Source organism: Peptoniphilus indolicus (genome assembly GCF_900454665.1).
Taxonomy (GTDB): domain Bacteria; phylum Bacillota; class Clostridia; order Tissierellales; family Peptoniphilaceae; genus Peptoniphilus; species Peptoniphilus indolicus.
This window is the reverse complement of record NZ_UGTH01000001.1, coordinates 395,736-420,363: the sequence shown is the minus strand read 5'-3', so window position 1 is coordinate 420,363 and position 24,628 is coordinate 395,736. Positions and strand designations below refer to the sequence as shown.

At 30.4% G+C, this 24,628-nt stretch carries 23 protein-coding genes; 16 read left to right on the top strand and 7 right to left on the bottom strand.

The features are described from left to right. The first annotated feature begins 30 nt into the window (after positions 1-30). The 10 genes from DYE58_RS02070 (at position 31) to DYE58_RS02025 (ending at position 7,603) form a co-directional block, all read left to right on the top strand. Complete coding sequence (locus DYE58_RS02070; RefSeq protein WP_245946034.1) at positions 31-897, top strand: YitT family protein; 867 nt, start codon at positions 31-33, stop codon at positions 895-897. A gap of 82 nt (positions 898-979) precedes the next feature. Beyond that, positions 980-1,507, top strand: a complete 528-nt coding sequence (locus DYE58_RS02065) for an RNA polymerase sigma factor (RefSeq protein WP_004821953.1) — start codon at positions 980-982, stop codon at positions 1,505-1,507. After that, positions 1,497-2,222: a hypothetical protein gene (locus DYE58_RS02060; protein ID WP_004821954.1), complete on the top strand. Its 726-nt coding sequence runs from the start codon at positions 1,497-1,499 to the stop codon at positions 2,220-2,222. The genes DYE58_RS02065 and DYE58_RS02060 overlap by 11 nt, the downstream gene beginning before the upstream one ends. 88 nt (positions 2,223-2,310) lie before the next feature. Beyond that, complete coding sequence (locus DYE58_RS02055) at positions 2,311-2,745, top strand: universal stress protein (RefSeq protein WP_004821956.1); 435 nt, start codon at positions 2,311-2,313, stop codon at positions 2,743-2,745. A 119-nt stretch (positions 2,746-2,864) separates the two neighbouring features. Next, complete coding sequence (gene metG, locus DYE58_RS02050; protein ID WP_004821959.1) at positions 2,865-4,823, top strand: methionine--tRNA ligase; 1,959 nt, start codon at positions 2,865-2,867, stop codon at positions 4,821-4,823. Positions 4,824-4,828: 5 nt separating this feature from the next. After that, positions 4,829-5,596 (top strand): TatD family hydrolase, encoded by a 768-nt coding sequence (locus DYE58_RS02045; RefSeq protein ID WP_040552828.1) that lies wholly within the window; start codon positions 4,829-4,831, stop codon positions 5,594-5,596. Beyond that, positions 5,589-6,137, top strand: coding sequence for a ribonuclease M5 (gene rnmV, locus DYE58_RS02040; RefSeq protein ID WP_040552785.1), 549 nt, complete (start codon positions 5,589-5,591; stop codon positions 6,135-6,137). The genes DYE58_RS02045 and rnmV overlap by 8 nt, the downstream gene beginning before the upstream one ends. 6 nt (positions 6,138-6,143) lie before the next feature. Then, positions 6,144-6,986, top strand: coding sequence for a 16S rRNA (adenine(1518)-N(6)/adenine(1519)-N(6))-dimethyltransferase RsmA (rsmA, locus tag DYE58_RS02035; RefSeq protein ID WP_004821965.1), 843 nt, complete (start codon positions 6,144-6,146; stop codon positions 6,984-6,986). A 9-nt stretch (positions 6,987-6,995) separates the two neighbouring features. After that, on the top strand, positions 6,996-7,319 hold the full coding sequence (locus DYE58_RS02030) for an ArsR/SmtB family transcription factor (protein WP_004821966.1): 324 nt from the start codon (positions 6,996-6,998) through the stop codon (positions 7,317-7,319). A gap of 53 nt (positions 7,320-7,372) precedes the next feature. Further along, positions 7,373-7,603, top strand: coding sequence for a glutaredoxin family protein (locus DYE58_RS02025; protein WP_040552788.1), 231 nt, complete (start codon positions 7,373-7,375; stop codon positions 7,601-7,603). An 82-nt stretch (positions 7,604-7,685) separates the two neighbouring features. On the opposite strand, the gene lysA is transcribed toward DYE58_RS02025, so the two are convergent. The 3 genes from lysA to DYE58_RS02010 all read right to left on the bottom strand — a co-directional run bounded on the left by lysA (position 7,686) and on the right by DYE58_RS02010 (position 11,323). Beyond that, a complete protein-coding gene (gene lysA, locus DYE58_RS02020; RefSeq protein WP_004821971.1) occupies positions 7,686-8,942 on the bottom strand; it encodes a diaminopimelate decarboxylase in 1,257 nt (418 codons plus the stop codon). A 37-nt stretch (positions 8,943-8,979) separates the two neighbouring features. Then, positions 8,980-10,017 carry a polysaccharide deacetylase family protein gene (locus DYE58_RS02015; protein ID WP_115311974.1) on the bottom strand — a complete coding sequence of 346 codons (1,038 nt, stop codon included), beginning with the start codon at positions 10,015-10,017 and terminating at the stop codon, positions 8,980-8,982. Positions 10,018-10,477: 460 nt separating this feature from the next. Further along, the gene (locus tag DYE58_RS02010) at positions 10,478-11,323 is read right to left on the bottom strand and encodes a MurR/RpiR family transcriptional regulator (RefSeq protein ID WP_172463311.1); all 846 of its coding nucleotides are present in this window, start codon (positions 11,321-11,323) and stop codon (positions 10,478-10,480) included. A 255-nt stretch (positions 11,324-11,578) separates the two neighbouring features. Here DYE58_RS02010 and DYE58_RS02005 point away from each other — a divergent pair, with 255 nt between their 5' ends. From DYE58_RS02005 to DYE58_RS01985, 5 genes are all read left to right on the top strand, one after another. Further along, positions 11,579-12,859, top strand: a complete 1,281-nt coding sequence (locus DYE58_RS02005) for a dicarboxylate/amino acid:cation symporter (RefSeq protein ID WP_115311972.1) — start codon at positions 11,579-11,581, stop codon at positions 12,857-12,859. Between the two features lie 13 nt (positions 12,860-12,872). Continuing rightward, positions 12,873-13,868: an aminopeptidase gene (locus tag DYE58_RS02000; RefSeq protein WP_218563699.1), complete on the top strand. Its 996-nt coding sequence runs from the start codon at positions 12,873-12,875 to the stop codon at positions 13,866-13,868. Positions 13,869-14,021: 153 nt separating this feature from the next. Then, positions 14,022-14,831, top strand: a complete 810-nt coding sequence (locus DYE58_RS01995; protein WP_040552792.1) for a nitrilase-related carbon-nitrogen hydrolase — start codon at positions 14,022-14,024, stop codon at positions 14,829-14,831. Positions 14,832-14,839: 8 nt separating this feature from the next. Continuing rightward, positions 14,840-16,063: an aromatic amino acid transport family protein gene (locus DYE58_RS01990; RefSeq protein WP_115311970.1), complete on the top strand. Its 1,224-nt coding sequence runs from the start codon at positions 14,840-14,842 to the stop codon at positions 16,061-16,063. A 76-nt stretch (positions 16,064-16,139) separates the two neighbouring features. Then, the gene (locus DYE58_RS01985) at positions 16,140-16,949 is read left to right on the top strand and encodes a carbon-nitrogen hydrolase family protein (protein WP_040552795.1); all 810 of its coding nucleotides are present in this window, start codon (positions 16,140-16,142) and stop codon (positions 16,947-16,949) included. 504 nt (positions 16,950-17,453) lie between these two features. Here the strand turns inward: DYE58_RS01985 and DYE58_RS01980 are convergent. Continuing rightward, entirely contained in the window at positions 17,454-19,406 is a 1,953-nt protein-coding gene (locus tag DYE58_RS01980; RefSeq protein ID WP_115311969.1) for a YcdB/YcdC domain-containing protein, read from the bottom strand. Positions 19,407-19,486: 80 nt separating this feature from the next. Here DYE58_RS01980 and DYE58_RS01975 point away from each other — a divergent pair, with 80 nt between their 5' ends. Beyond that, on the top strand, positions 19,487-21,082 hold the full coding sequence (locus DYE58_RS01975; protein ID WP_004822001.1) for an ABC-F family ATP-binding cassette domain-containing protein: 1,596 nt from the start codon (positions 19,487-19,489) through the stop codon (positions 21,080-21,082). Between the two features lie 47 nt (positions 21,083-21,129). Here DYE58_RS01975 and DYE58_RS01970 read toward each other — a convergent pair whose 3' ends face one another. The 3 genes from DYE58_RS01970 to pepD all read right to left on the bottom strand — a co-directional run bounded on the left by DYE58_RS01970 (position 21,130) and on the right by pepD (position 24,627). Next, on the bottom strand, positions 21,130-21,552 hold the full coding sequence (locus DYE58_RS01970) for a hypothetical protein (protein ID WP_004822003.1): 423 nt from the start codon (positions 21,550-21,552) through the stop codon (positions 21,130-21,132). Between the two features lie 42 nt (positions 21,553-21,594). Next, a complete protein-coding gene (mgtE, locus tag DYE58_RS01965; protein WP_004822005.1) occupies positions 21,595-22,923 on the bottom strand; it encodes a magnesium transporter in 1,329 nt (442 codons plus the stop codon). Between the two features lie 282 nt (positions 22,924-23,205). Continuing rightward, positions 23,206-24,627 carry a beta-Ala-His dipeptidase gene (gene pepD / locus DYE58_RS01960; RefSeq protein ID WP_004822008.1) on the bottom strand — a complete coding sequence of 474 codons (1,422 nt, stop codon included), beginning with the start codon at positions 24,625-24,627 and terminating at the stop codon, positions 23,206-23,208. Position 24,628 lies beyond the last annotated feature (1 nt).

Genomic DNA, 24,628 nt, shown 5'->3' with positions numbered 1-24,628 from the left:
AATCCTATAATCAAAGTAGGAGGGATAAGTTTGAAATTTAATATCACAAAAGAAGTATTTATAAAAAAACTTTTGGCAATTTTAATAGGAAATTTATTTTGCGCAATGGCTTTGGTTTTGTTGTTGAGACCTAATCAACTAATATCGGGAGGCGTTACGGGATTATCAGCTCTTTTAGATTTGTATTTACCAATTCCGATAGGTTTGATTTTGTTCTTATTAAATTTACCTCCTATGATACTTGGGCTAATATATTTGGATACAAAATTTATGTTTTTCTCAACTATATCAATATTTTTGCTATCTTTTTATGTAGGATTTTTAGACTCTATTACAGAATCTGGATTTATAGTTACTAAAGATGTCTTATTGTCTTGTATATTTGGCGGAGTTCTAAATGGAATTGGAATGGGAATTACATTTAGAAATGGATGCTCAACGGGTGGACTTGATATAATTGGTGCAATAATGAAAAAGAAGTACAACATTTCTGTTGGGAATGTATTGATGGGGTTAAACTTTTTTATAATAATGTCATCATCTTTTATATATTCTTTAGATAGAGCACTGTATACACTTGTTGCACTATTTATTGCCTATAGAGTGATGGATAAAATTCATTTAGGGGTTGGAAAGCAAAAGCAAGTATTTATAATAAGTGAGCATGATGAAAAAATTGTAAATAGCATTTATAGTAATATGAATAGAGGGATGACATATATTTATGGAGAAGGAGCATATAGTCATAATAAATTTAAGATAATATATATGATATGTACTCCGGTTGAAGTAGTAAAAGTTAAATCTATAATAAATAAAATAGATAAAGGAGCATTTGTTGCGGTTAGTGATACCTCGGACATTCAAGGTCATGGTTTTAGATATATAGAAATTTAGTGCCATATAAGTGGCACTTTTTTTTGTAATATTTTTCAATTTATTACGTATTCATTATTATAAGCTAATAAGGAGGAAATGAATGACGGATTCAGAAAGTTTTAAAAGTATAGATTCTGAACAATTATATGAAATATATTTTGATAGAATTTATAAATTTGTTTCTCATCGCATCTTACATAAAGAGGATGCGGAAGATTTGTCAGCAGAAGTGTTTATGCGGCTAAGTGAAAAGTTAAATAGTTATGATTCAACTAAAGGGACTTTGGATACTTGGGTGTTTAGGATAACTAGAAATATGATAACTGATTATTACAGAAAATCTAATGTTAAAGAAACATGTTCCATATATGATTTTGCAAATTTTATTAAGTTTGAAAAGCATGTTGAGGAAAATATAGAAAAGCAAGAAGAGTATGAATATTTAGAGAAGGCAGTTCGAAGTCTATCAGATAAAGAACAGGAAATTATTTCAATGAAGTTTGGGGCTGGACTTGGCAATAAAGAGATTTCAGAATTAATGGATATAGGATATTCAAATGTAACTGTTATATTACACAGAGCTATTAAGAAAATTAGAAAGAGACTGGAGGAATATTATGGAGAATGACAGTAGCAGACTGGATAAAGAAATAGATTATGATATTATAGATGAATTTGACCAAAAAGACTTAGAAATTATCACAGAAATTATTGGAATGTATAAACCGTCAGAAGAAACAAAGAAAAGAGTTAAGAAACTTATCAGAAAGAAAAAGTTAAAGAAGAAAACAGAAATATTCAAGTATATTTCCGCTGTAACGGTGATATTATTTTTAATGCCATTTACTCATACGGGAAAGAGTTTAGTTAAAATAATGAAGCATACTGGAGGTAATATAGAAAAAATAAAAGTTTTAATAAATAAGCAAAAAATAAAAAGACATGAATTTAATTTAATTGAAAGTAATATTCAATTACAGAGAAAAGAAAATATAGCTGAGATTAAAGAAGAATTAAATTTTGAGCCGGTGGTGTTAGGTAAAGAATATAAACATATTATGTCTGAAATGGATGAAAATGGGAAATCGAATTATTTATATTCTTTTTATAAGTTGGATGGGAAACCGGTTAGAATTTTCCAAAGATTATTGAATCAATATGAAGGAAGAGTGTATTATTCTGGGAAAATGGAAAAAAAAATAATAGATGGAGTGAATGTAAATTATATAGAAAATGTTGGATTTGAGTATGAAAAAGAAGGAGTAGTAATTGAAGTTGACTATGAAGGAGGCAGCTATAAAGAGTATGTTAGAATTTTTAGAGATTTGAAAAGACTTAAATGATGTTTTAAATGGCAAAGTTTAAGATTTAGATGTTGGGTTTTATTTTCTGCTAATGGGGTAAATCTAATAATAAAAAGGGGGAATCACAATGAAGATTTTAGTGCCTATAGACGGTTCAAAAATATCTAAAAAATCAGTTTATGTAGCAAAAGATATAGGTAAGAAGTATGATGCAGATCTGGTTGTACTTACAGTAATTCCGGAGACAAGCATATTTGAACAATACCCTACAAATTTCCCATATACTTTAGAAATAGAAAGAGCTAACACAGAAAGAGCAGAGTTAGTTTTATCAGATGTTGAAAATGAACTTTCTGACTATCCTAAGAAAATTGAAACTTTTTACACAAGTGGGAATCCCGCACAACAAATTACAAAGTTTGCAGAAGAACACGATATAGATTTAATAGTAATGGGGAACAGAGGATTAGGTGCTTTTTCAAGAACTGTGCTAGGCTCAGTTTCAAATAAAGTAATAAATAGTTCAAAAGTTTCAGTTTTGGTCGTAAAAGGAGACATATAAGAGGGAGCACATGCTCCCTCTTAAAATGCTCAAAAGTTGAAAATATAAGTGCTTTAGCATATAATTTATATATTATAAAAGACAGAAAAAGTCTTGTTTTTTGGAACAGGGGGACAAAAATGGAAAAGGGAAAATATTATTTAACAACGCCAATATACTATCCTTCAGATAATCTACACATAGGGCATACTTATTGTACAGTGGCGGCAGACAGCATAAAGAGATATAAAAAATTACAAGGATATGATGTGTTCTTTACAACAGGCACTGATGAGCACGGACAAAAAATTGAAGAAAAGGCTAGAGAAGTCGGACTTGAGCCTAAAGAATATGTGGACAATATAATTGTATCTATAAAAGCTCTTTGGGAAAAATTAGAGATAGAATATGATTCATTTATAAGATCGACGGATGAACAACACGAAAAGAACGTACAAAAGATATTTAAAGAACTATATGATAAGGGAGAAATCTACAAGTCTGAATATGAAGGATATTACTGTACACCATGTGAGTCATTTTGGACAGAATCTCAATTAGGAGAAGGGCACACTTGCCCTGACTGTGGTAGACCTACAAATGTTCAAAAAGAAGAATCATATTTCTTTAGATTGTCAAAATATAGAGATCGACTTTTAAAATATTATGAAGATCACCCTGATTTCATTGAACCTGAATCGAGAAAGAATGAGATGATAAAAAACTTCTTAGAAAATTTAGAAGATTTATCAGTTTCAAGGTCAACTTTTGATTGGGGAGTTAAAGTTCCATTTGATGAAAAGCACGTTGTGTATGTTTGGATAGATGCACTTTCTTGCTACTTATCTGCAATAGGATATGGAGCAGATGATGAAAAATTCAATTCTTTCTGGCCGGCAGATGTACACTTGGTAGGTAAAGAAATTACGAGATTCCACACTATAATTTGGCCGGCAATTTTAATGGCATTGGATTTACCACTTCCTAAAAAAGTTTTTGGTCATGGATGGATATTATTCGACAACGATAAGATGAGCAAATCTAAGGGGAATATAATCTATCCGGAACCAATTATAGACTTATATGGAATAGATGCTCTTAAATATTTCTTGCTTAGAGAATTTAGCTTTGGAGCAGACGGTTCATTTAATAGAGAAAAATTCATAAGAAGATTAAATTCAGACCTTGCAAATGACCTTGGCAACTTAGTATCTCGTACAATATCAATGATTGAAAAGTACAATGATGGATATATACCAGAAGCTATAGAATTTGAAAAAGTTGACGAAGACTTGAAAAAAGTAGCAACAGGAACTGCTGATAAAGTAGACGAAGCTATGGCACACTTCCAATTCTCAGTTGCGCTTGAAGAAATTTGGAACCTTATAAGACGTTCAAATAAATATGTAGATGAAACAACACCATGGATATTGGCAAAAGATGAAGACAAGAGAAAGAGACTTGATACAGTACTTTACAATTTAGCAGAATCGCTAAGAGTTGTGTCAGTATTGATTTCACCATTTCTTTCAAAAACTTCAATCTCAATCAGAAAATCGCTTAAAATTAAAGATGAGATTTCATGGGAAGATGCTAAGACTTGGGGACTTTGCGTTGCAGGTGAAAAAGTTAAGAATTTAGGAGTTCTTTTCCCAAGACTTGATGTTGAAAAAGAACTTGAAAGACTTAACACAGCAAACCAAGAGTTGATAGACCAAAGAGCGGCAGAGAAGAAAGCTTGGGCTGGAGAAGCTGAAGAAGTAGCAGGAAAGTCGGAAATCACTCTTGATGACTTTGATAAATTAGAAATCAAAGTAGCTTTAATAGAATCAGTAGAAGACCATCCAAATGCAGATAGACTTTATCTTTTGAATTTAAAATTAGGCGAAGAAAGAAGAGTTGTAGTTTCAAATATAAAGAGTAAATTCAGTAAGGAATATCTAACTGGAAAGAAAATACTTGTTATAACTAACTTAAAGCCACATAATTTCAGAGGAGTTTTTTCAGAAGGTATGATTTTAGCGGCTGAAGATGAAAAAGGAAATATATCTTTAGCTACTATACACGAAGATTTACCGGACGGGAGCGTGATTTGTTAATGGGAATTATAGATTCTCATGCACACTTAGACAGTGAAAGATTTGATTACGATAGAGATATCGTAATTTCAAATCTTGAAGAAAATGGAGTTGAAAGAGTTTATAACATAGGGGCAGATTTAGAATCTTCAATAGTCTCTGTTGAACTCGCATCAATATACGAAAATTTGAGAGCAGTTATTGGGGTGCATCCTCATTCTGCTGATGAATATAATGACGAAGTAGAAAATAAGCTAATAGAACTTGCCAAAAATGAAAATGTAAAGGCAATAGGTGAAATAGGATTAGATTATTACTATGACTATTCACCTAGAGATACTCAAAGAGAAGTGTTTATAAGACAGATTGAACTGGCTCATAAGTTGAACTTGCCGATAGTAATTCACACAAGAGATGCAGTGCAAGAAACTTTTGATATTATAAAAGCAGCTAAGGAAGAGCATCCCGATTTAAAATTTTTAATACATTGTTTTACACAGTCTGTTGAGATGATGAGAGAATATATAAAGTTGGGTTGCTATATAGCACTTGGGGGAGCTGTAACTTTTAAAAATTCTGTCCACCCTAAAGAAGTTGCAAAAGAAGTGCCTTTGGAAATGTTGGTCTTAGAAACTGACTCGCCTTATCTTGCACCAACACCTATGAGAGGCAAGAGGAACGAGCCGATGTTTATAAAACATACTGCAAAAGAAATAGCTAAGATAAGAGGAATGAAGGTTCAAGAAATTATAGATATAACTGCTGAAAATGCAAAGAGGTTTTACAATGATTAAAGAAGTGATAGTTGTAGAAGGCAGAGATGATATCACAGCTGTAAAAGGTGCATTGGAATGCGATGTAATTCAAACTCATGGATTTGGATACGGCAGAAGGCTCATAAATCAATTAAAGGATATTCAAAAGAAGAGGGGACTAATAGTTTTCACAGACCCTGACTATATGGGAAAGAAGATAAGAAATGACATATCTTCACAGGTTAAAGGTGTAAAACACGCATTTTTATCACAGTCGAAAGCCACCAAGAGAGATGATATAGGAATTGAAAATGCCAAAGCTGAAGATATAAGAACAGCGATAATGAATGCACGTCCTGATTTTGAAGAAAAGACGAATTTATTTAATGAGGCTATGTTGATGAGATATGGGTTGACTGGAAGAACTGATTCAAAAAGCAAGAGAGAAATTGTTGGAGATGTTTTAAAAATAGGACACGGTAATGCAAAACAAATGGTCAATAAACTCAATGGTTTTAAAATAACCATAGAAGAATTTGAAAACGCCATAAAATCAGCAGAAGAAATACTGAAAAAGTAGGTTTAAATGGAAAGACTTTATAAACCACATAGAGTGGTAGAAATATTAGATAGATATGGGTTTAAATTTTCTAAATCTTTAGGCCAAAATTTTTTGATAGATGGAAATATTGTCAGAAAAATTGTGGACGTAGCTGAAGTTGAGGGGAAGAATGTACTCGAAATAGGACCTGGACTTGGAACTCTTACAGAAGAATTGGCAATGAGAGCTAAAAAAGTTTTGGCTATAGAAATAGATAAAAAGCTAATTCCGGTTCATGAAGAAACTTTGAAATTAGATAATGTAAAAGTTATCTATGACGATTTTTTAAAATTGGATTTAAAAATATTAGAAGAAGAGTTCGAAGGTGAAAGTTTTGTAGTTGTTTCAAATTTACCTTACTATGTCACAACTCCTATTTTGACAAGAATTATAGAGCAGACAAGAGCTGAATCTATAACAGTAATGGTACAGAAAGAAGTTGCAAGAAGATTTTCAGCAAAGCCTTCAACAAAAGACTATGGTTCTCTATCAGTTTTTGTGCAATTTTATTCTGATGTAAAATATGAATTTGACGTACCAAGTACAGTGTTTATGCCAAGACCAAGAGTTGATTCTGGCGTAGTTAGATTTAAATTAAAAGATGATTTGGCAGTTGTAGATAGAGAAAAACTATTTAAAATTGTCAAGGCATCTTTTTCAAAGAGAAGAAAAACTATCATAAATTCTTTATCTACTTATGGATTTGATATATGTAAAGACATAATAGAAAATGTTTTAAAAATATCTAATATAGATTCTAAGAGAAGAGCAGAAACTTTGACACCGGAAGAATTTATAGTTTTAACTATAAATTTTCCCAAAATTTGAGGTGATAAAATGAGTATAGAACAAGAGATTAGAGAATTTTCAGAACATACTGAATTAATTGATAAAATTTCAATTATCTTTAAATCTATGGGGGATCCAACTCGAATAAAAATACTTTATGCACTGTCAAAAGGACCAATGAATGTTACTCAAATTTCAAACGTGCTTCAGATGAGCCAATCTTCGATATCTCATCAACTTGCAGTTTTGAGGAGCCATAATATAATAAGGGTTGAGAGAGTTGCAAGAAATGCTATATATTCATTAGATGATGAACATATACAGTGTATATTTAAAGATGGATTGGTACACGCAAAACATAGATTAGGTTGATTAATAAATAAAGATAAGGGTATAATTCAAAGAGATTAAGGGGGAATTAAAAAATGGAAAAGATTACAGTTTATACTTCAAATACATGTCCGTATTGCACAATGGCAAAGGATTATTTAAAAGAAAAAGGAATTGAATTTGAAGAAAAAAATGTTCAAAACGATGCACAGGCAAGAAGTGAATTAATGGAAAAGGGTTATTCAGGAGTTCCTGTAATAGTTGTAGGGACTGAAGAAATTGTAGGTTTTGATAAAGCCAGACTTGATACATTGATTGGGAAATAATTTAAAAGATTAAAGGCTCTGTAGATATACAGGGCCTCTTTTTATGATGTGTAATATTATAATGTACAAAGATAAATTATGATTAATCTACATCTCTACTTACTAAATCTCTGTAAGTTTCTCTTCTTACAACGAGTCTGTGAGTTCCATTTTCTGTAAACACTACGGCTGGTCTTGGAAGGGAATTGTAATTGCTTGACATACTATGGCCATAAGCACCTGTAGAAAGCACAAGAATTAAATCACCACGGTTTAGTTTTGGAAGCTCAATTTCTCTAATCAATATATCGCCTGATTCACAACACTTTCCAACAATTCTAACATCTTCATGAGTTTCTGATTTAGAATTTGTAAGAGCAGTATATTTTGCATTGTATAGTGCAGGTCTTACATTGTCTGTCATGCCGCCATCAACAGTAACATATTTTCTCATATCAGGTATTTCTTTAATATTTCCAACAGTGTAAAGGGTATAGCCAGAATCTCCTACAATACTTCTTCCAGGTTCAATGGTTATATGTGGACGTGTTGAATTTTGATATAGAGAGTCTATTTTTTTCATAACAGGTTCTAAAAAGTAAGAGTAGGGTTTTCTTATTTCATCAGTATAAGTTATCCCAAAACCACCACCAATATTTAAATCGTGTAGAGGAGAACCGATAATTTTTTCTGTTTTTTTGATCAATCCACTAACTGCATCAATTGCTTTTAAGTAAACTTCATTTTCAAAAAGTTGAGAACCTAAGTGGAAATGGTAGCCTAAGAATTTTATATTTTCATCTGAATTAGCAATCTTTACATATTCTAAAACATCAGTTAGATTAAAGCCGAATTTTGAATCTACATTTGCTGTTTGGATGTACTCATGAGTGTGTGCATCAACTCCCGGAGTAATTCTAAAAAGTACATTAACAGTTTTGTTTAGATTTTTTGCATGTTTTGAAATCATTGATAATTCATCGGCTCCATCTATTATAAATTTACCGACATTATTTTCTATTGCAAACGAAATTTCTTCTTCGAGTTTGTTATTACCGTTGAATTCAATTTTTTCAGGTGGGAAATCTGCATTAAGTGCGATTGCTATTTCTCCGCCACTGACAACATCTAAATTCAATCCTTCATCTTTAATAAATTTTGCCATTGCGGTTGTCAAAAATGCTTTTGCAGCATAAGCGACACTTGTATTTTTATATTTATTTAAGAAATCTTTTTTTATCTCGCCAATTCTATCTCTCATTCCATTTACTGAATATATATATAGTGGAGTTCCGTAAGTTTTCTTTAGCATTTCAATACTTATGCCATCTATTTCTATTGAATTTTTTATCTTTAACATTTTATTTCTCCTTTTAAAAAAAGGAGGGTTATCCTCCTTATTTTAGTATTCCAAATTTATAGTTATGTTCTTTAAAATAATCTATTACATCTTGTAGTGAATCGACACTCAATTGTTTGTTTGTTGCATCGTGCATAAGTACAACAGCTACATCTGTGTGTAAATTTTGATTCAAAGTTTTATCTAAGGTATCAACTATACCTGAGTTTGTAGTAGGTCTTGTCTTTTTAGGTTCGGCATCTCCTGTCATACAATTCCAGTCAAGCCATTCTACATTCATTGCAGAGATTACACTGTCTGCTTCAGAGGTGTTTTGCCAAGACATATGACCGCCCGGGTATCTCCATGGGACACTGTGGAAATTATCTCCAAAAACTTTTTGGAGTCTTGCCAAAGTTAGTTGAGTTTCTTCTTTAATTTTTGCTGGGTCAGCAACTCTTTCAGGATATAAAATATCATAATTGTGGTAGAAAGAGTGAGTTCCTATTGCATTACCGTTATATATTGTCTTTCTTAATACAGGATAAGTTTTCTCTGTAATTCTACTTCCAACAACAAAGAACGTTCCGTGTACATTGTTTTTCTTTAAAGTAGCTAAAACTTGTGGTGTAATTGAAGTGTTAGGGCCATCATCAAAGGTTAAAAATACAAGTTTATCTTTCCCGGTGTATTTCTTTTCTCCTCTTATGTAGGCTCTAATTTCTGCTGTATTATATGCGTAACTATTTGCTTGTACCAAATGGTTTTCACCAGGCATAAGTTCTTTTTTCATAAATTCAAATTCATCATAAATAGCATTTAAGCTATCTTCAAAATTATTATAGTTTGGCATATGTGTTCTGACAGCGCCTATTGAGTCCCGATATGCTTTATCTAAAAACCAATTGAATGAAATTTCTTTAGAGGTATCTTTTTTGAAACTTCCAAGTATTGCTGAAAATATTTGTATTATTATAAAAAGTAGGATAAGCACACCTACGTAAAAAATCATTCGTCTGCGACGCATTTTTTGGCGTCTTTTTTTTCGTTTTAACTCTCTTTTATGATCTAATGTTCTAAGTTTTTCTTCGTTCATAATATCTTTTATCCTCCATTTAAAAGAATATAACAATAGGGAATATTTTTCAAGGTATCATACTTGAAATATAAAATAAATTATTAATGTCATAATGAATTTTGAAGACAAAAACATGAAAAATTATATACTATATATAATTAAATGAGGGGATAGTAACAGAAAAACAGCTAAACATATAGGAGAAGCTCTTAATACAATAAATAACACTATAAATAAAGGAACTACAAAATAAAAGAAATCCAATAGAAACTTTGTCAAAAAACAAATAGAGAGAATAATAGTATCGATAAATAATTATCCTGGAAAGATACTAAATTTTAGCGCATATTACGAGGAATTTATAAAAGAAATAAAGGTATAAAAAATTTTCCCCTAGTTAAATAGGGGAAGACTTAAGAAAGTAACATAGTTTTCTATGATTAAGTAAGGTGGATAACTTATTGTTGCAATTAGATATTTAAAATTTTTGATAAAGTTCAAAATCATTCCAAAAAGCTTCCTTTTTAGCCATTTTTTGCTCCGCTTTTTTTTCTTTAGCTGCTATAGAATTCAAAAGGGCTGTAACGATAGTTATAACAGGTATAAGGTTATCAGAGAAAGAAAGAATTTCATTGTTTATTAATAAAGGAATAGTTGTATATTTAACCAGAGGAGATGTAATTGAATCTGTAATACAAATTGTTTTAACTCCTCTATTATATGCATATCTATGAATATTTAAAGTACTTTTTAAATAACGAGGCAAACTTAAAGATATAAGGACATCTTTGGATGTAATTTCAGATATATCATCAAAATCTCTGTTGATGCCATCTATAATATAAACATTATTTCTGATCCATTTTAAACTCAAACCCAAAAAGTATGTAACAGAATATGAACTTCGTGAACCCACAAGATAGACTTTTTTTGCAGTAGAAATTATATCAACTATTTCATCAAATGTATTAGGATTAATATTATCTATTAGCCATTGAATATCGTCTTTACCTTTTTGCAATACATCATAGAGAATTTGAGTCTGGTTACCTTTTTTTTCAGTTAAATTATGTAGCCTTTGAGTCATGGTTATTTTTTCTCTCAAAAAATTTTGTAAATCATTCTGCATGTCAGAATAACCTTTATATTGAATAAAATTAGCAAATCTTACAACACTAGATTCACTGACTCCACATTTATAGGCAAGTTCTGTTGAAGTGTAAAAAACAGTCTTGTCAAAATTTTCAAGAATAAAATCTCCAATTTTTAATTGTGTTTTACTAAAGTTTTCTTTAAAATAATTTATTCTTTGTAATATATTCAAGTTTTCAAAATTTATTGAATTCCGCATAAAATCCCCCTTTTATCTATACATTATACAAGTAAAAACAGATAATATCAATTATTATATGAATAAATAAATTCTTATATAAATAAAAGAAGAATAATATTCTTCAAAATTAATAAAATGACTTGACTTAATCCGAATTTAAATATAAACTTAGAGTGTAAAATACTTGCAAGTATTAAAGGGAGGTAATAGAAGATAAAGTTTTAAAACTAAATAGGAGGAATTAAAATGACTGAAGAAGTTAATAAAAGAAAAATTCCATCATATGTAAAAATATTTATTGGACTAGTATTAGGAGTAATAGTAGGTCTGATTTTAAATAAGATGGGTGGAGAAGATATTCCTTTTATAGCTAAAAAAGTAATACCTTTTATGCAATTTTTAGGTGACTTTTTTATAAAAGCTATAAAGATGGTTTTAGTACCATTGGTATTTTTTAGTATTTTAAATGCAGCTATTTCATTGGGAGATATAAATGCTTTAAAAAGTATAGGATTAAAAACGATTCTATGGTTTTTATTAAGTTCAGCTTTTGCTGCTGGCGTGGGCTTAATTTTTGTAAATATTATTAAACCGGGAATAGGAATAACTTTAGGTTCAGTTGAAAATGCAATGGCTACAGAAGCTACATTACCAGGTCCTTATGAAATAATTTTAGGATTACTTCCTATAAATCCCATTAAGTCATTAGCTGATGGAGATATGATGCCTATTATAGTATTTGCTTTAATTCTTGGATTTGCGATTATTTATTTAGAAGAAAGCAGAACAAAAGAATTAATAAATATCATATCTGTTATAACCGATGCTATGTTAACAATGATTGGGTGGATAGTAAAAATAATTCCATTTGGGGTATTTGGTTTGATGAGTGTTACAATGATAAAATTTGGAACATCCATATTTGGGCCAGTGTTTAAGTTCATAATCACAGATTATATTTCAGCCTTGACAGTAACTTTAATTTTTTACCCAATAGTACTAATCGTACTTGGGAAAGTAAAACCTTTGCCTTTTTTCAAAAAAGCTTTCGAACCATGGCTAATAGCTTTTAGCACATGTACATCCTCAGCAGCATTACCTGTGTCAATGAGGGTGGCGCCTGAAAAATTAGGTGTTGATGATAAAGTTTCAAACTTTGTATTGCCTTTAGGAGCAACAGCAAATATGAATGGAACAAACATATACTTCGCATGTATAGTGGTATTTGCAGCTCAGTTATATGGTATTGAATTAAGTGTAGGACAACAAATTTTTATTGTACTTCAAGGTACATTATTGAGTGTAGGGTGTGCAGCAACACCTCAAATAGGCTTAATAATCAGTATTTCACTTTTAACTCAAATGGGACTTCCTTTAGAGGCTACTGCACTGGTAGCCGGTATTTATAGGATAATAGATCAAATTCATACAGCAACTAATTCTTTAGGGGATTTAGTAACCTCTGTAATAATAGCAAAAAGTGAAAATAAATTAAATACGGATGATTATTATAATATGAGTTTATAAAGAGGAGAGAATTATGGATAACAGAATTATAGAATGCTTTGAAAGAGCTTATTATTTATTAGATAAATGTATGGGAGTAAAAAAAGGGGAAGAAGTTTTAATAGTAACAGATCCTCAAACTGATACCAGAATGGTTGATGCATTGATGGGAGCGGCCAATACACTTGGAGCGGAATGCGGTGTATATATGATGCCTATAAGAGGTAAAGACAAAGCTACTATTTTTCCTAAGTCATTAGAACTTGGAATGGAAAAGTGTGATGTGTTTATTGGAATGACAACTTCATCAGGAGCTGCTATCTACAATAATAGATTAAAAGAATTAATAAACGAAAAAAAATTAAGGGAATGTTCTATTTGCTTAAGAGGAATAGATAATTTTACTCGTGGAGGAGCGCTTGCTGATTATGAAAAAATATATGCCAACGGAGAAAAGCTACAGGCTGTGTGGAGAGGAAAAAAATTTGCTCATATAACAACTCCTGCAGGAACTGATTTAAAAATGGAAATGAATGATATGGAACCAATAATTGAATGTGGCATAGCTAGAAAGCCTGGAGATGCTATGGCATGGTCGGATGGAGAAGTATCTTTAGGACCAGTTATTGGAACTACAGAAGGAATTTTAGTCATAGATGGACCGATTTGTTATTATGGGAATCCATCAGAACCTGTAAGATTGAAAGTTGAGGGTGGTAAAATAGTTGAAGTTATTGATGGAGATCCAAAAATAGTAAGAGAAATTAGAAAACAAATTGATACTATTCCTGGAAGTGATAATATAGCAGAAATTGGAATAGGGTTAAATCCTGAAAGTTTATTCAATGGAGATTTTGAAGAAGAAAAGAAAGCTTTAGGAACTTGTCATATTGCAATGGGGAATGGCTATTATTATGGTCAACCTGCAACTTCTACAGTTCATATAGACATGGTTCAATACAATCCTACTATAATCTTTGATGGAGAACTTATTGTAGATAATGGGAAGGTTTTATGTGTGGAAAATTAATATTTATTTAAAATAAATTGCACAAAGTAAAATAGATATCAATATTATCAATGGGTAATAAAAATATATCTTATTAAAAGGGAATATACTAATTGATGTTCCCTTTTAATGTATAATTCAAGAAAACATTTGCATAGTGAAAGGGGGATTTATATGCCAAGAAAATTAAAAATAGCTCAAGGACAATTTGCATTGATTAATAATGATACAGAGCAAAATTTTAATTTAATGAAAAAATTTATTGAAGAGGCTGGAGCAAAAGAGTGTGATTTAATTACATTACCGGAATGTGCATATACAGGATATTCATTAACGGCTCTTGAATTACAAAAATTAGCGGAGACAAAAAATGATTTTTTTGTGTCGGAAATGAAAAAATTAGCAAAAGAAAATAAAATTCATATATATGCAGGCTATCCTGAATTAGATGAAATAGTAGCTGGAAGAATTTATAATTCAGCTATATTTATAGATGACGAAGGAAATATACTGGCAAATATGAGGAAAGTATATTTATGGGGGGATGAGAAATTAAAGTATAGAGCAGGGGAGAAATATCCTGTAGTAAGTACTAAATTTGGCAAAGTAGGATTACAAATTTGCTATGATATGGAATTGCCAGAACCTTCAAGAATACAAGCCTTAAAAGGAGCAGAGATCATATTAAATGTTTCCTATTGGTCAATGCCTGCAAGAACAAGATGGTTTATAGATATGCGAGGGAATGCTTTATTTAATGTTTTATTTATGTCCGGAACTAATGCAGTAAAAGATAATTTATGCGGCAGTTCTATGATAGTAGGACCGGATGGAGAAATAATAAATAGAGCATCTGAAACAGAACAAGAATTGTTAATAACAGAAATTGATTTAGATTATGTAGTAGAAATGAGATCAAAACTTCCGTATTTAAATGATTTTAAAGAAGATACATTTACTATGGAAGCTCTAAATAAATATTGAGGTGAAATATGGAAAATAGAAATACTCAATACGAAGAAGGGGCTCTAAAGATTCAAAAACTTACTTCAGCAGAAGTTATTTTTCAAGTTGTAGGTTGCGGCATAGGTTCGGGAGCGCTTGGGACTGCTTATGCTGCAAGAAAAGGTGGTTTTCCGGTAATAGCTATATGGTTGTTATTATCTGGTTTATTAACTTTATTTTCTATGTATTACGTTGCTGAGGCTACATTAAGAACAAGAAAAATGATTCAGTTACCTGGACTTGCTGAAAAATATGTTGGTCCGGCAGCAAGAGTTTTAATATTTTTGGCAGTGGTGATAAATTCATTTTCATGTTTAATAGCTTATTTTAATGGAAGTGGAAGTATAATATCTCAATTATTAGGAGTACCACAAATTGTTGGAACTTTTATATTTTTAATTCCTTCAGCAATAGTTGTATACATTGGATTAAAAGCTGTAGGAATTGCAGGAAAATATATGTCATATCTGATGATAATATTAATCTTAGTATTAATAAGTGCAAGTTTTGTAAGTAAAAATGCAGAGTTATCAAGACTGTTTGAATCTAATTGGGACTATGCAATTCCTATTTTCAACGTTGCGGCTTTTAGTTATATCGGACAATATTTAGTTCCGGACTTAGCCAGAGGGTTAGCACATGACCCCAAAAAACTTGCTCCTTCACTTTTGATAGGGCAAATAATAGTGGCAATATTATTGATTTTGATCCCTTTGGGAACTTTCTTAGTTTCTCCGTCTAATAATATAGAACAAGTAGCAACTATAACATGGGGAAAAGCAATAGGAAATTGGGCATTTGTGAGTGCAAACTTATTTGCATTGATGGCAATATTTACATCTTTTACTCCAATAACACAGACATTAATATCAAATATAGTGGACTTTTTTCATTTCAAAAGTGATTCAGATCCTAAGACTAGAATAATGTTGATGATAATCTGCCTAGGTATACCACTATTTTTAACCGTTACAGGTATGGTAGGATTTGTTGATGCAATATATTTTTCCGGAACTTTTGCAGCAGCAATTATGGCTATTTTACCAATATTTATGGTTAATAGTGCTAGAAAAAATGGAGAGATTAAACCGGAGTGGAGTGCAGGTAAATTAGCATCTAAACCGGTACAAGCAACTATAATAATAGTTTATGGGGGGACTGTAATATACCATATACTAGGAACTATAGGATTACTTCCTGCAGGATGGTAATAAAATATTAAAATTTAATTTATAATGTTATTATACTTTGTATTATAACTAAAAATTTATTTTGATAGGAGATTTTATGACAAGAAATTTTAAAATTGCACAAGGGCAATTTAAATTATTCAATAAAGAAACCGAAAAAAATTTGGAAAAAATTAAAGAACTCACTATCAGAGCTAGTAATAAAAATTGTAAGCTGATAATGTTTCCTGAATATTCATATACAGGTTATATAGGTTCAAAAATAGAATTACAGAAAATAGCAGAAACTAAAAATGATTTTTTTGTATCAGAAATGAGACGTTTAGCAAGAGAAAATAAAATTTATATATATGCAGGCTATCCGGAATTAGATGAAATAATTCCTGGTAAGATATACAATTCTGCTATATTTGTAAATGATGAAGGAAATATTATAAGTAATATGAGAAAAGTCTATTTGTGGGGAAAAGAAAAAAACATCTATTGTTCCGGAGATAAATTTCCTGTAGTAAAAACTAAATTTGGCAATGTAGGTTTGCAGATTTGTTATGATATAGAATTTCCAGAACCTTCGAGAATACAAATGCTTAAAGGAGCTGAAATAATATTGAATATATCTTATTGGTCAATGAAAGCAAAAGATAGATGGTATTTAGATCTACAAGGGAATGCTCTTTATAACTTGATATTTATTGCCGGAGTTAATGCAATAGATGAAAATTTATGTGGCAGTTCAATGATTGTAGGCCCGGATGGTTCAATTGTAAATAAGGCATCTGAAACAGAGGAAGAACTTCTAATAACGGAAGTAGATTTAGATTATGTCATTGAAATGAGAGCTAATTTACCATATATTAATGATTTTAAGAAAGAAACTTTTAATATGGACGCTGTAAATAAATATTAAGGGGATGTTGTAAAAGTCTTAAAATCAAAAAAAGATAAAGAAACTAATAATGGGGTCCTAAAAATGCGGATGTTATATCAGATACATTAAGAAATATTCATATCTGTTTTAAGACTGTGTAAAATTTTGTGTATGGAACCCTCCTGATTAGAATAGACAAAAACTAATTAGGAGGGGATTTATGCCAAGGGAGACCGGAATTAAGAGGTGTCAAAATAGCGAAAATGTTAATTGAAGAATATCAACTGTAAAATGTACAAGATATTAAACAAGCATTAAAAGAATTTTTGGCAACTACAGTTGTGTGTAAGTTCTTGCAAGAATAATTGTTAAGAACTATCCACATATTTCAAATATCCGGTAGATATAAGAAAGTTAATATATACGCCAGGGAAAACTTCAATAGACAACTAAAAAAGCAACCAATAATAAAGCTATATTTCCAAACTATTATACCTCACAAAAAGTTTGGATTTAGGTTGATACACAAAATTATTTACAGATTTATATTTTTCTATTTTTTATAACAGCATTATATATGAGATGGAGTATTTCATCTGCACTTATATTTTGATTTTGAAAAGATTCATTTTTGTCATATATGCCTTTTGATTTAGCTATATAATAATATGCTAAATATTCTTTTTCTATATTATCATAATCTTTAAAAATTGTTTTATCCCAAATTTCAGTTGTATTTTTAAAATTATTAATACCTTTAGAGTTTAAAATCCATTTTATCGCATTTTTATAAGTTAAGATATTTTCTAAGTCACTTTGATTTAGGTCTTCATATTGAGATGGAATAAATGAGTAATCGATGGCTTTTGTTGTTACCGAGTCTATTGATTCCATCAAATTTATAAATTCTTTTATTGTAATGCTCCTTTGTAAGTCTTTTAAATTATAAAATCCAATTCCAAGGTCTGTTAGCATGGTTATTTCATCTTTATATTTTGATTTTTCCAGATTTTCATAATTTATTTCCGGATTTTGAATTTCATCACCAACGATTGAGATAGGTGTACCATCACTAGCTCTTAAAATAGTGTTGCCATTTTTATATGAGTAAATTAGAGTTGGTTTGCTTCCAACATATCCATAACTTAAACCAAAATCATTCATCGCAAATTCTTTAGCTTTTTCTAAATTTATAATATTAGATTTAGCTGGAAATTTAGCGTTTGAGAAATTAGTTTTATAATCGAAAACTTTTTTACTTGAATTATCAACTAAAATAGTAATTCCTTCAGAATAAACGGCAATATTATTTTCAATTCTTGGATATAAAATGGTTGTTATTCCTTCAGAAGATAAAGTAACAGGGTTATTTTCATCTATATTTTTAGCGTGTTTAAAATTTTTTAGAAATTTAGAAGCTAAATTTATGGCTTCTTTTTTTGAAATTTCAGAATCATTATCAGTATTGATTGTATATTCATTAAATGATAGTAGGCTTAAGTCTTTTGCATCAACGCTTACACTAATAGATCTTATAGAACTATCTTTAGGTGTAGAATAGTAGAAAAGATAGTAGTAGTTTTTATTTTTATCTAACATAAGTTGTTTGGAATCAAGCTTTAAATCTTTAGTGTTAAAATTTTTTTTAATGAAAGATTGAACTTCTTTTTCAGGTTTTAAATTCTTAATTTTTTCAATTTCAGTTATTTCAACATCATTTAACGCTAAAGTTCCATCAGTTTTTGAGGAATCTTTGTAATTATTATTATAAGTTACTATTGGCTTAGCAGTTGTAGCATCTAAGGGCTTTGTATCTAATAAGTGAGTATATACAAGCGTACCAATTTGTTTTTTCTCATCTCCGGTAACTAAATAAGAAAGCCTTAAAGGATTTGTATTTTCAATATTTGAGAATATATTCTTTTTTGGAAGAGCATCTTCAAGTTTTGGAAAATTTTCATCTTTAAATTTTGAACTTGAATTTGTTCTTTCAAAAGAACATACAGACTTACTATTAAAAAATACATCTATAGTTATGCTATCATTAGATATTATGGTATCATTTACATACCTATTAAAGTATAAAGTAGAACTTCCATTTTTAACATAGGTTTGTATATCTCGTAGTCTATATTGTTTAATTAGATTAGGATCTAATTTATTCATAAAATCTGAGGCTATTTTTATAGTTTCTTCTTTTGTTAAAAATTTAAATTCATCTTTTTTGTCAGAATAATTTACATCATATTTGAATATATTTCCTGATGTATCTGTACTGACATTATATTGTGTATCATTATTTTTCCAATGATAGTCTAATGTTTTAAAAGCGCTACCATCGTCATAAGTGTCTTCTGATGTAGTTATATTGAATTCAGTGGCATCTGTTACCCCAAAGATATTTTTTATTTTTAGAATTTCTTTTGAGTTGGATGTTGCATAAATGTAATTTGTAAATAAGAATACTATTAATAATGAACTGATTATTTTTTTCATATTTTCCCTCCTTGAATTGAGTATATCATTTTTTTCAGAACTATGCTATAATACACGCGACAAGCGATTGGAGGAATAGAATGATTTCAGTAAATAACGTCAGTGTAATTTTCCCGGATAAAAAACTATTTGATGATGTGAACCTATCTTTCACACCTGGGAACTGCTATGGAATAATCGGAGCAAATGGAGCGGGAAAGTCAACATTTTTAAAAATACTTTCCGGAGAAAAAGAACCATCAACTGGAAATGTATCAATAGATAAAGAATCCAGAATGAGTAAGTTAAACCAAGACCACTACGCTTTTGAAGATGAAGTAGTTATAGATACAGTGGTAATGGGAAATAAAAAACTTTATGATATAGGAAAAGAAAAAGATGCTATCTATATGAAAGAAGATTTTTCTGATGAAGATGGTATAAGAGCGGGAGAACTTGAAGCAGAATTTGCAGAAATGGGAGGCTATGAAGCAGAATCAGAAGCGGCGTCTCTTTTGCAAGGACTTGGGATTACAACAGATAAACACAGTTTAAAAATGAGCGAACTTATAGAAGCCGATAAGGTTAAAGTCTTACTTGCACAAGCTCTTTTTGGAAATCCTGATATTTTGCTTTTGGACGAGCCTACTAACGGTATTGATTTAAGAGCTATAATGTGGCTTGAAGATTTTTTATCTGATTTTAATGGAGTTGTTATAGTAGTTTCTCACGATAGATACTTCTTAAACAACGTGTGTACGCACATGGTTGATATAGATTTCGGTAGAATTCAAGTTACAGTTGGGAACTATGATTTTTGGTATGAATCTTCTCAACTTGCTCAAAAAATGGCTAAGGAACAAAATAGAAAGAAAGAAGATAAGATTAAAGAACTTCAAGAATTTATTGCAAGGTTCTCAGCTAATAAATCAAAATCTCGTCAAGCAACTTCAAGAAAGAAACTTCTTGATAAAATAACTTTGGACGATATAAAACCATCAAGCCGTAGATATCCTTTTGTTGGATTTGATTTAACTCGTGAAGTTGGAAATGAAATATTAAATATAGGCAACTTAACTTTAAAAGAAGGGGATAAGGTACTTCTTGACAATATGAGTATGAGAGTTAATAAGGGCGATAAAATAGGTTTTATAGGGAATGAAATTGCAATAACAAAGTTCTTTGAAGCGATAGAGGCAAAAACTGATTATGAAGGGCAAATTGAGTGGGGACAAACTATAACTCACACATATTTCCCTAAAGATAATACAGAATATTTTGAACACTCAGACCTTAATCTTATAGATTGGATGAGACAGTTCTCAGAAGAACAATCAGAAATATATTTAAGAGGATTTTTAGGTAAGATGTTATTCTCCGGAGATGAAGTGCTTAAAAAAGCAAATGTACTTTCCGGGGGAGAAAAAGTTAGAATGATGTTCTCAAGAATGATGATAAGACCTGCTAACTTATTAATATTCGATCAACCTACTAACCATCTTGACCTTGAAAGTATTGAAGCTGTGAACAATGGACTTATAAACTTTAAATCTAACATATTATTTACATCATTAGACCATCAATTTATCTCATCTGTTGCAAATAGAATAGTTGAAATATTTGATGACGGAACTTATAGGGATGTTCCAATGACTTACGATGAGTATATAGAAAAATATGTTGTATCAGAAAAATAAAATTAGAAAATAAAAAATAGAAAGAAGACTCAATGGCGAGTCTTCTTTTAAATTTCAGATTTTAAATTTTCAATTATTTTTTCAACTTGAGATATCCCACTTTCAACTTGGGACAACGAGTCATTTATTTTTGTTTGAACCAAATAATCTGCAAGGATACCGTCGAAAAAGTAGTCTGCAAATGTGAGAAATGTATCGGGGATTATATTTATGCCCATTGTATTATTCACATCAGTGAGTTCAGATTTTAAATTTTGAACAGCATAGCGAGTCTTTCTTAGCTCTTCTTCAGCATTATTAATTTTGCTATGTTTTATAAACGTACTTATCATTCCGCCGCCAAACATATCAAAATAACCCCAATTTTTTGCACTTTTAAATAAATCTCTCGCGTTGTATAAGTGTGTTAAAACTTTTTCTGAAGCTTCAATAGCTTCTTTTATTTCTTTTTCTCTATTGTAATTATCCATAGATAACTCCTTTTTTAATAAATAATATAAAGATAGTTAATTTTAAAGATTGATCAGTTTGCTTGCAACTTCAAAGTAGATTAAAAGTGCAACAGTATCTACTATTGTAGTAATTATGGGACCCGCCATAACTGTAGGGTCTATTTTAAATTTATCAGCTATTAGTGGAAGCATGCCACCAATAACTTTTGATATCATAACAGTAATTAAAAGGGTAATAGAAACTGTAAGCATGACTTGTGTTGAAACAGAATCCATAAAGAAAATTCTTAGAATATTTATGAATACAAGAGCAATACCAACATAAAATCCGATTTTCAATTCTTTTAGCATGACTTTTAGAATGGTATGATAATCAACTTCTCCAATATATAAAGCACGTATAACAGTTGTAGAAGCTTGACTTCCTGCATTTCCACCACTATCCATAAGCATAGGAATATATGCTGCTAATACTACGCTGGTAGCTAATGTACTTTCATATCTTTTGATTATAAACCCAGTCATAGTTGCAGTTATGAGGCAAATAATAAGCCAAGTTATTCTATTTTTAGCAATTTTTAAATTTGAAACTTCCATGTAAGAATCATCTTCTATATCAGTTATACCGTGAATATTTGAAATGTCTTCATTGTACTCATCAACCATGACATCAATAGCCCATTCGGCAGGAACTGTTCCTATTAATCTATTTTCTGAATCAACTACAGGTATTTCAGATAAATCATATCTGAAAGCTAATTTTGCAACAATTTCTTGATCGTCATAAGCACTGACAGTTTTATTAATAGGGTGTAGAATGGATTCAATATTTTGTTCTATATTTCTAAGAAGATCTGCCAAATAAACAAACCCCTTTAATTTTAAAGAGTTATCAGTAATCCAAATTTGTTCAAGTTTATTTGCATCCAAATCAGAATTGACAACTTTATCAAGTATCTCTTTAATACTGCGAGAAATTTTTGCAGACATGAAGTTAACAGACATTATAGAGCCGACACTTTCATCAGGATACCCTAAAAGCTCATTTATAATTGGTCTACGGCCTTCTTCAATAAAGTGGTTCATAAGTTTTCCAACCATATTTGCAGGTAATTCTTGAAGAGTATCCACCAATTCATCTTCATCCAACTCTTTAATGAGTTCCATTATACTTTCCCTTGATAGAGTTTTTATAATGTCGACCTTTTTAGATCTACTTAGCAAAGCAAAAGTGTCAGCTAATAAATCCTTGTTAAGAAGCTTTATTCTTATAGCTATTTCATACGGCGATAGAATTTCAAAAATTTCAGCTAAATCAACAGGATCCATTAGATTAATGGATTTTTGTAATTCTTTAATTTCATTAATATCATATCTTTCTCTGTTCATAAAACCTCCTTTAATTTAAAAACGTAAAATTATCACTTTTTAGGCGTTAAAATATTTTGCAGTTGAAGATTTATGAAATCAGATTTTAACTTAATGTAAAAAACTGTGAATAAAAAAAAGAAATCATGTAACTGCAATAAATATTTTTATCCGACCTATCACAACTATCCATGATTTCACCTCCATTAATGATATTTATAACCTACTACAAATTATAGATGTTTGTCAACTCAAGTAGTGGGTTATAAATATTTTTGACTTATGAATTTTATAGATTAGTAATTATTCAAATTTTGCAGATTCTAGTAATTTTACTAAAGCTTGATATACATATTCAGCAGAAGAAATACTAAAAGATTCACTTGGGGAATGGAAGTCTTTAGCATTTGGTCCTATTGAAATAATATCAGTAAAGCCTTTTTCAGCAAAAAATCCACACTCGAGACCGGCATGAACAGCTTCTATTCGAGGACTATTTCCACTTAATTCAGAATAAGTATTGTATGCCAGTTCTCTTAGAGCAGAATTTTTTTGATATTTCCAAGCAAAGTATTTTCCCCAAATATCATATTCAAAATTGAACTGTATAGCTAATATTTCTAATAAGTCAGTAATTCTAGTTAATTTTGAATTGTAATTTGAGCGGATATCTACAATAGCAACAAGAGTGTTATCTTTGATATAGATTTCTCCAAGGTTTGAAGAAGTGTCTACTATGTGTTTGAATATACTACTCATTTCAAATACACCGTTTGGAACAGTAAGAGAGTATTTAACCAAATCTTCAAAAGAATTATCATCAATGTAATTTCCATCAGATGAACATTCGTTAAATTTAATATCAAGTTCAGGAAAGCTTACATATTCATCTCTAATGACAGTTAAAAATTCAGAAATTTTTTGTTTAATGTTTTCAAGTTGACTTTCCTCAAATAGTATTATACTTTTTGCAGCTCTAGGTATAGCCAATCTATAACCACCACCGGAAATGTAATTCAATTTTACATCATATTTTCTAAGGTGGTTTAAAAGCCTAAACATCAAAATATTTGCATTACCTCTGCCACTTCCTATGTCTTCACCGGAATGCCCGCCCATAAGCCCTGACAAGACTATTTCAAAAGACTTTAAGTTTTTACTTGGAATTAAATTAAATTTGTGAGTCGCAGTAAAAGTTATTCCACCGGCTGAGGCGCATAAAATTGATGAATCATCACAATGGTCTATGTTAATAAGTTTCTTAGCATCCAATAGGGAAGGATTTAAATTTGCAACTCCCATGAAATCTTCTTCTTCAGCAGTTGTAAAAACACCTTCAAGTTTTGGATGTTTTAAACTATCATCTGAAAGAACAGAAAGTATTAAGGACATTCCAAGACCGTCATCAGCGCCGAGAGTTGTCATACCATGAGTTGAAACCGTATCACCGTCAATAAAATATTTAATTGGGTCAGTTAGAAAATTATGTTCGACATCTTCAGCTTTTTCACAAACCATATCTGAATGTGATTGTAAAGCGATAGGTTGATAATTTTCATAGCCGACTGAAGCCGGTTTTTTAATTACCACATTGTTGAATTCATCACGCACGACATCAAGTTGATGTTCATTCGCCCAATTCACTAGATATTCGGCAATTTTTTCTTCGTGATGACTTGGGCGAGGTATTTTTGTTATTTGGTCAAATTCTTCTAAAAATTTCATA

What these genes read in the sequence shown, in the direction of transcription:
- pepD (WP_004822008.1), bottom strand. Translation starts at nt 24,627, where the DNA reads ATGAAATTTTTAGAAGAATTTGACCAAATAACAAAAATACCTCGCCCA.
- DYE58_RS02055 (WP_004821956.1), top strand. Translation starts at nt 2,311, where the DNA reads ATGAAGATTTTAGTGCCTATAGACGGTTCAAAAATATCTAAAAAATCA.
- DYE58_RS01985 (WP_040552795.1), top strand. Translation starts at nt 16,140, where the DNA reads ATGACAAGAAATTTTAAAATTGCACAAGGGCAATTTAAATTATTCAAT.
- DYE58_RS02005 (WP_115311972.1), top strand. Translation starts at nt 11,579, where the DNA reads ATGACTGAAGAAGTTAATAAAAGAAAAATTCCATCATATGTAAAAATA.
- DYE58_RS01980 (WP_115311969.1), bottom strand. Translation starts at nt 19,406, where the DNA reads ATGAAAAAAATAATCAGTTCATTATTAATAGTATTCTTATTTACAAAT.
- rsmA (WP_004821965.1), top strand. Translation starts at nt 6,144, where the DNA reads ATGGAAAGACTTTATAAACCACATAGAGTGGTAGAAATATTAGATAGA.
- DYE58_RS02065 (WP_004821953.1), top strand. Translation starts at nt 980, where the DNA reads ATGACGGATTCAGAAAGTTTTAAAAGTATAGATTCTGAACAATTATAT.
- metG (WP_004821959.1), top strand. Translation starts at nt 2,865, where the DNA reads ATGGAAAAGGGAAAATATTATTTAACAACGCCAATATACTATCCTTCA.
- DYE58_RS02060 (WP_004821954.1), top strand. Translation starts at nt 1,497, where the DNA reads ATGGAGAATGACAGTAGCAGACTGGATAAAGAAATAGATTATGATATT.
- lysA (WP_004821971.1), bottom strand. Translation starts at nt 8,942, where the DNA reads ATGTTAAAGATAAAAAATTCAATAGAAATAGATGGCATAAGTATTGAA.
- DYE58_RS02030 (WP_004821966.1), top strand. Translation starts at nt 6,996, where the DNA reads ATGAGTATAGAACAAGAGATTAGAGAATTTTCAGAACATACTGAATTA.
- DYE58_RS01975 (WP_004822001.1), top strand. Translation starts at nt 19,487, where the DNA reads ATGATTTCAGTAAATAACGTCAGTGTAATTTTCCCGGATAAAAAACTA.
- DYE58_RS01990 (WP_115311970.1), top strand. Translation starts at nt 14,840, where the DNA reads ATGGAAAATAGAAATACTCAATACGAAGAAGGGGCTCTAAAGATTCAA.
- DYE58_RS02025 (WP_040552788.1), top strand. Translation starts at nt 7,373, where the DNA reads ATGGAAAAGATTACAGTTTATACTTCAAATACATGTCCGTATTGCACA.
- DYE58_RS02000 (WP_218563699.1), top strand. Translation starts at nt 12,873, where the DNA reads ATGGATAACAGAATTATAGAATGCTTTGAAAGAGCTTATTATTTATTA.
- mgtE (WP_004822005.1), bottom strand. Translation starts at nt 22,923, where the DNA reads ATGAACAGAGAAAGATATGATATTAATGAAATTAAAGAATTACAAAAA.
- DYE58_RS01970 (WP_004822003.1), bottom strand. Translation starts at nt 21,552, where the DNA reads ATGGATAATTACAATAGAGAAAAAGAAATAAAAGAAGCTATTGAAGCT.
- rnmV (WP_040552785.1), top strand. Translation starts at nt 5,589, where the DNA reads ATGATTAAAGAAGTGATAGTTGTAGAAGGCAGAGATGATATCACAGCT.
- DYE58_RS01995 (WP_040552792.1), top strand. Translation starts at nt 14,022, where the DNA reads ATGCCAAGAAAATTAAAAATAGCTCAAGGACAATTTGCATTGATTAAT.
- DYE58_RS02015 (WP_115311974.1), bottom strand. Translation starts at nt 10,017, where the DNA reads ATGAACGAAGAAAAACTTAGAACATTAGATCATAAAAGAGAGTTAAAA.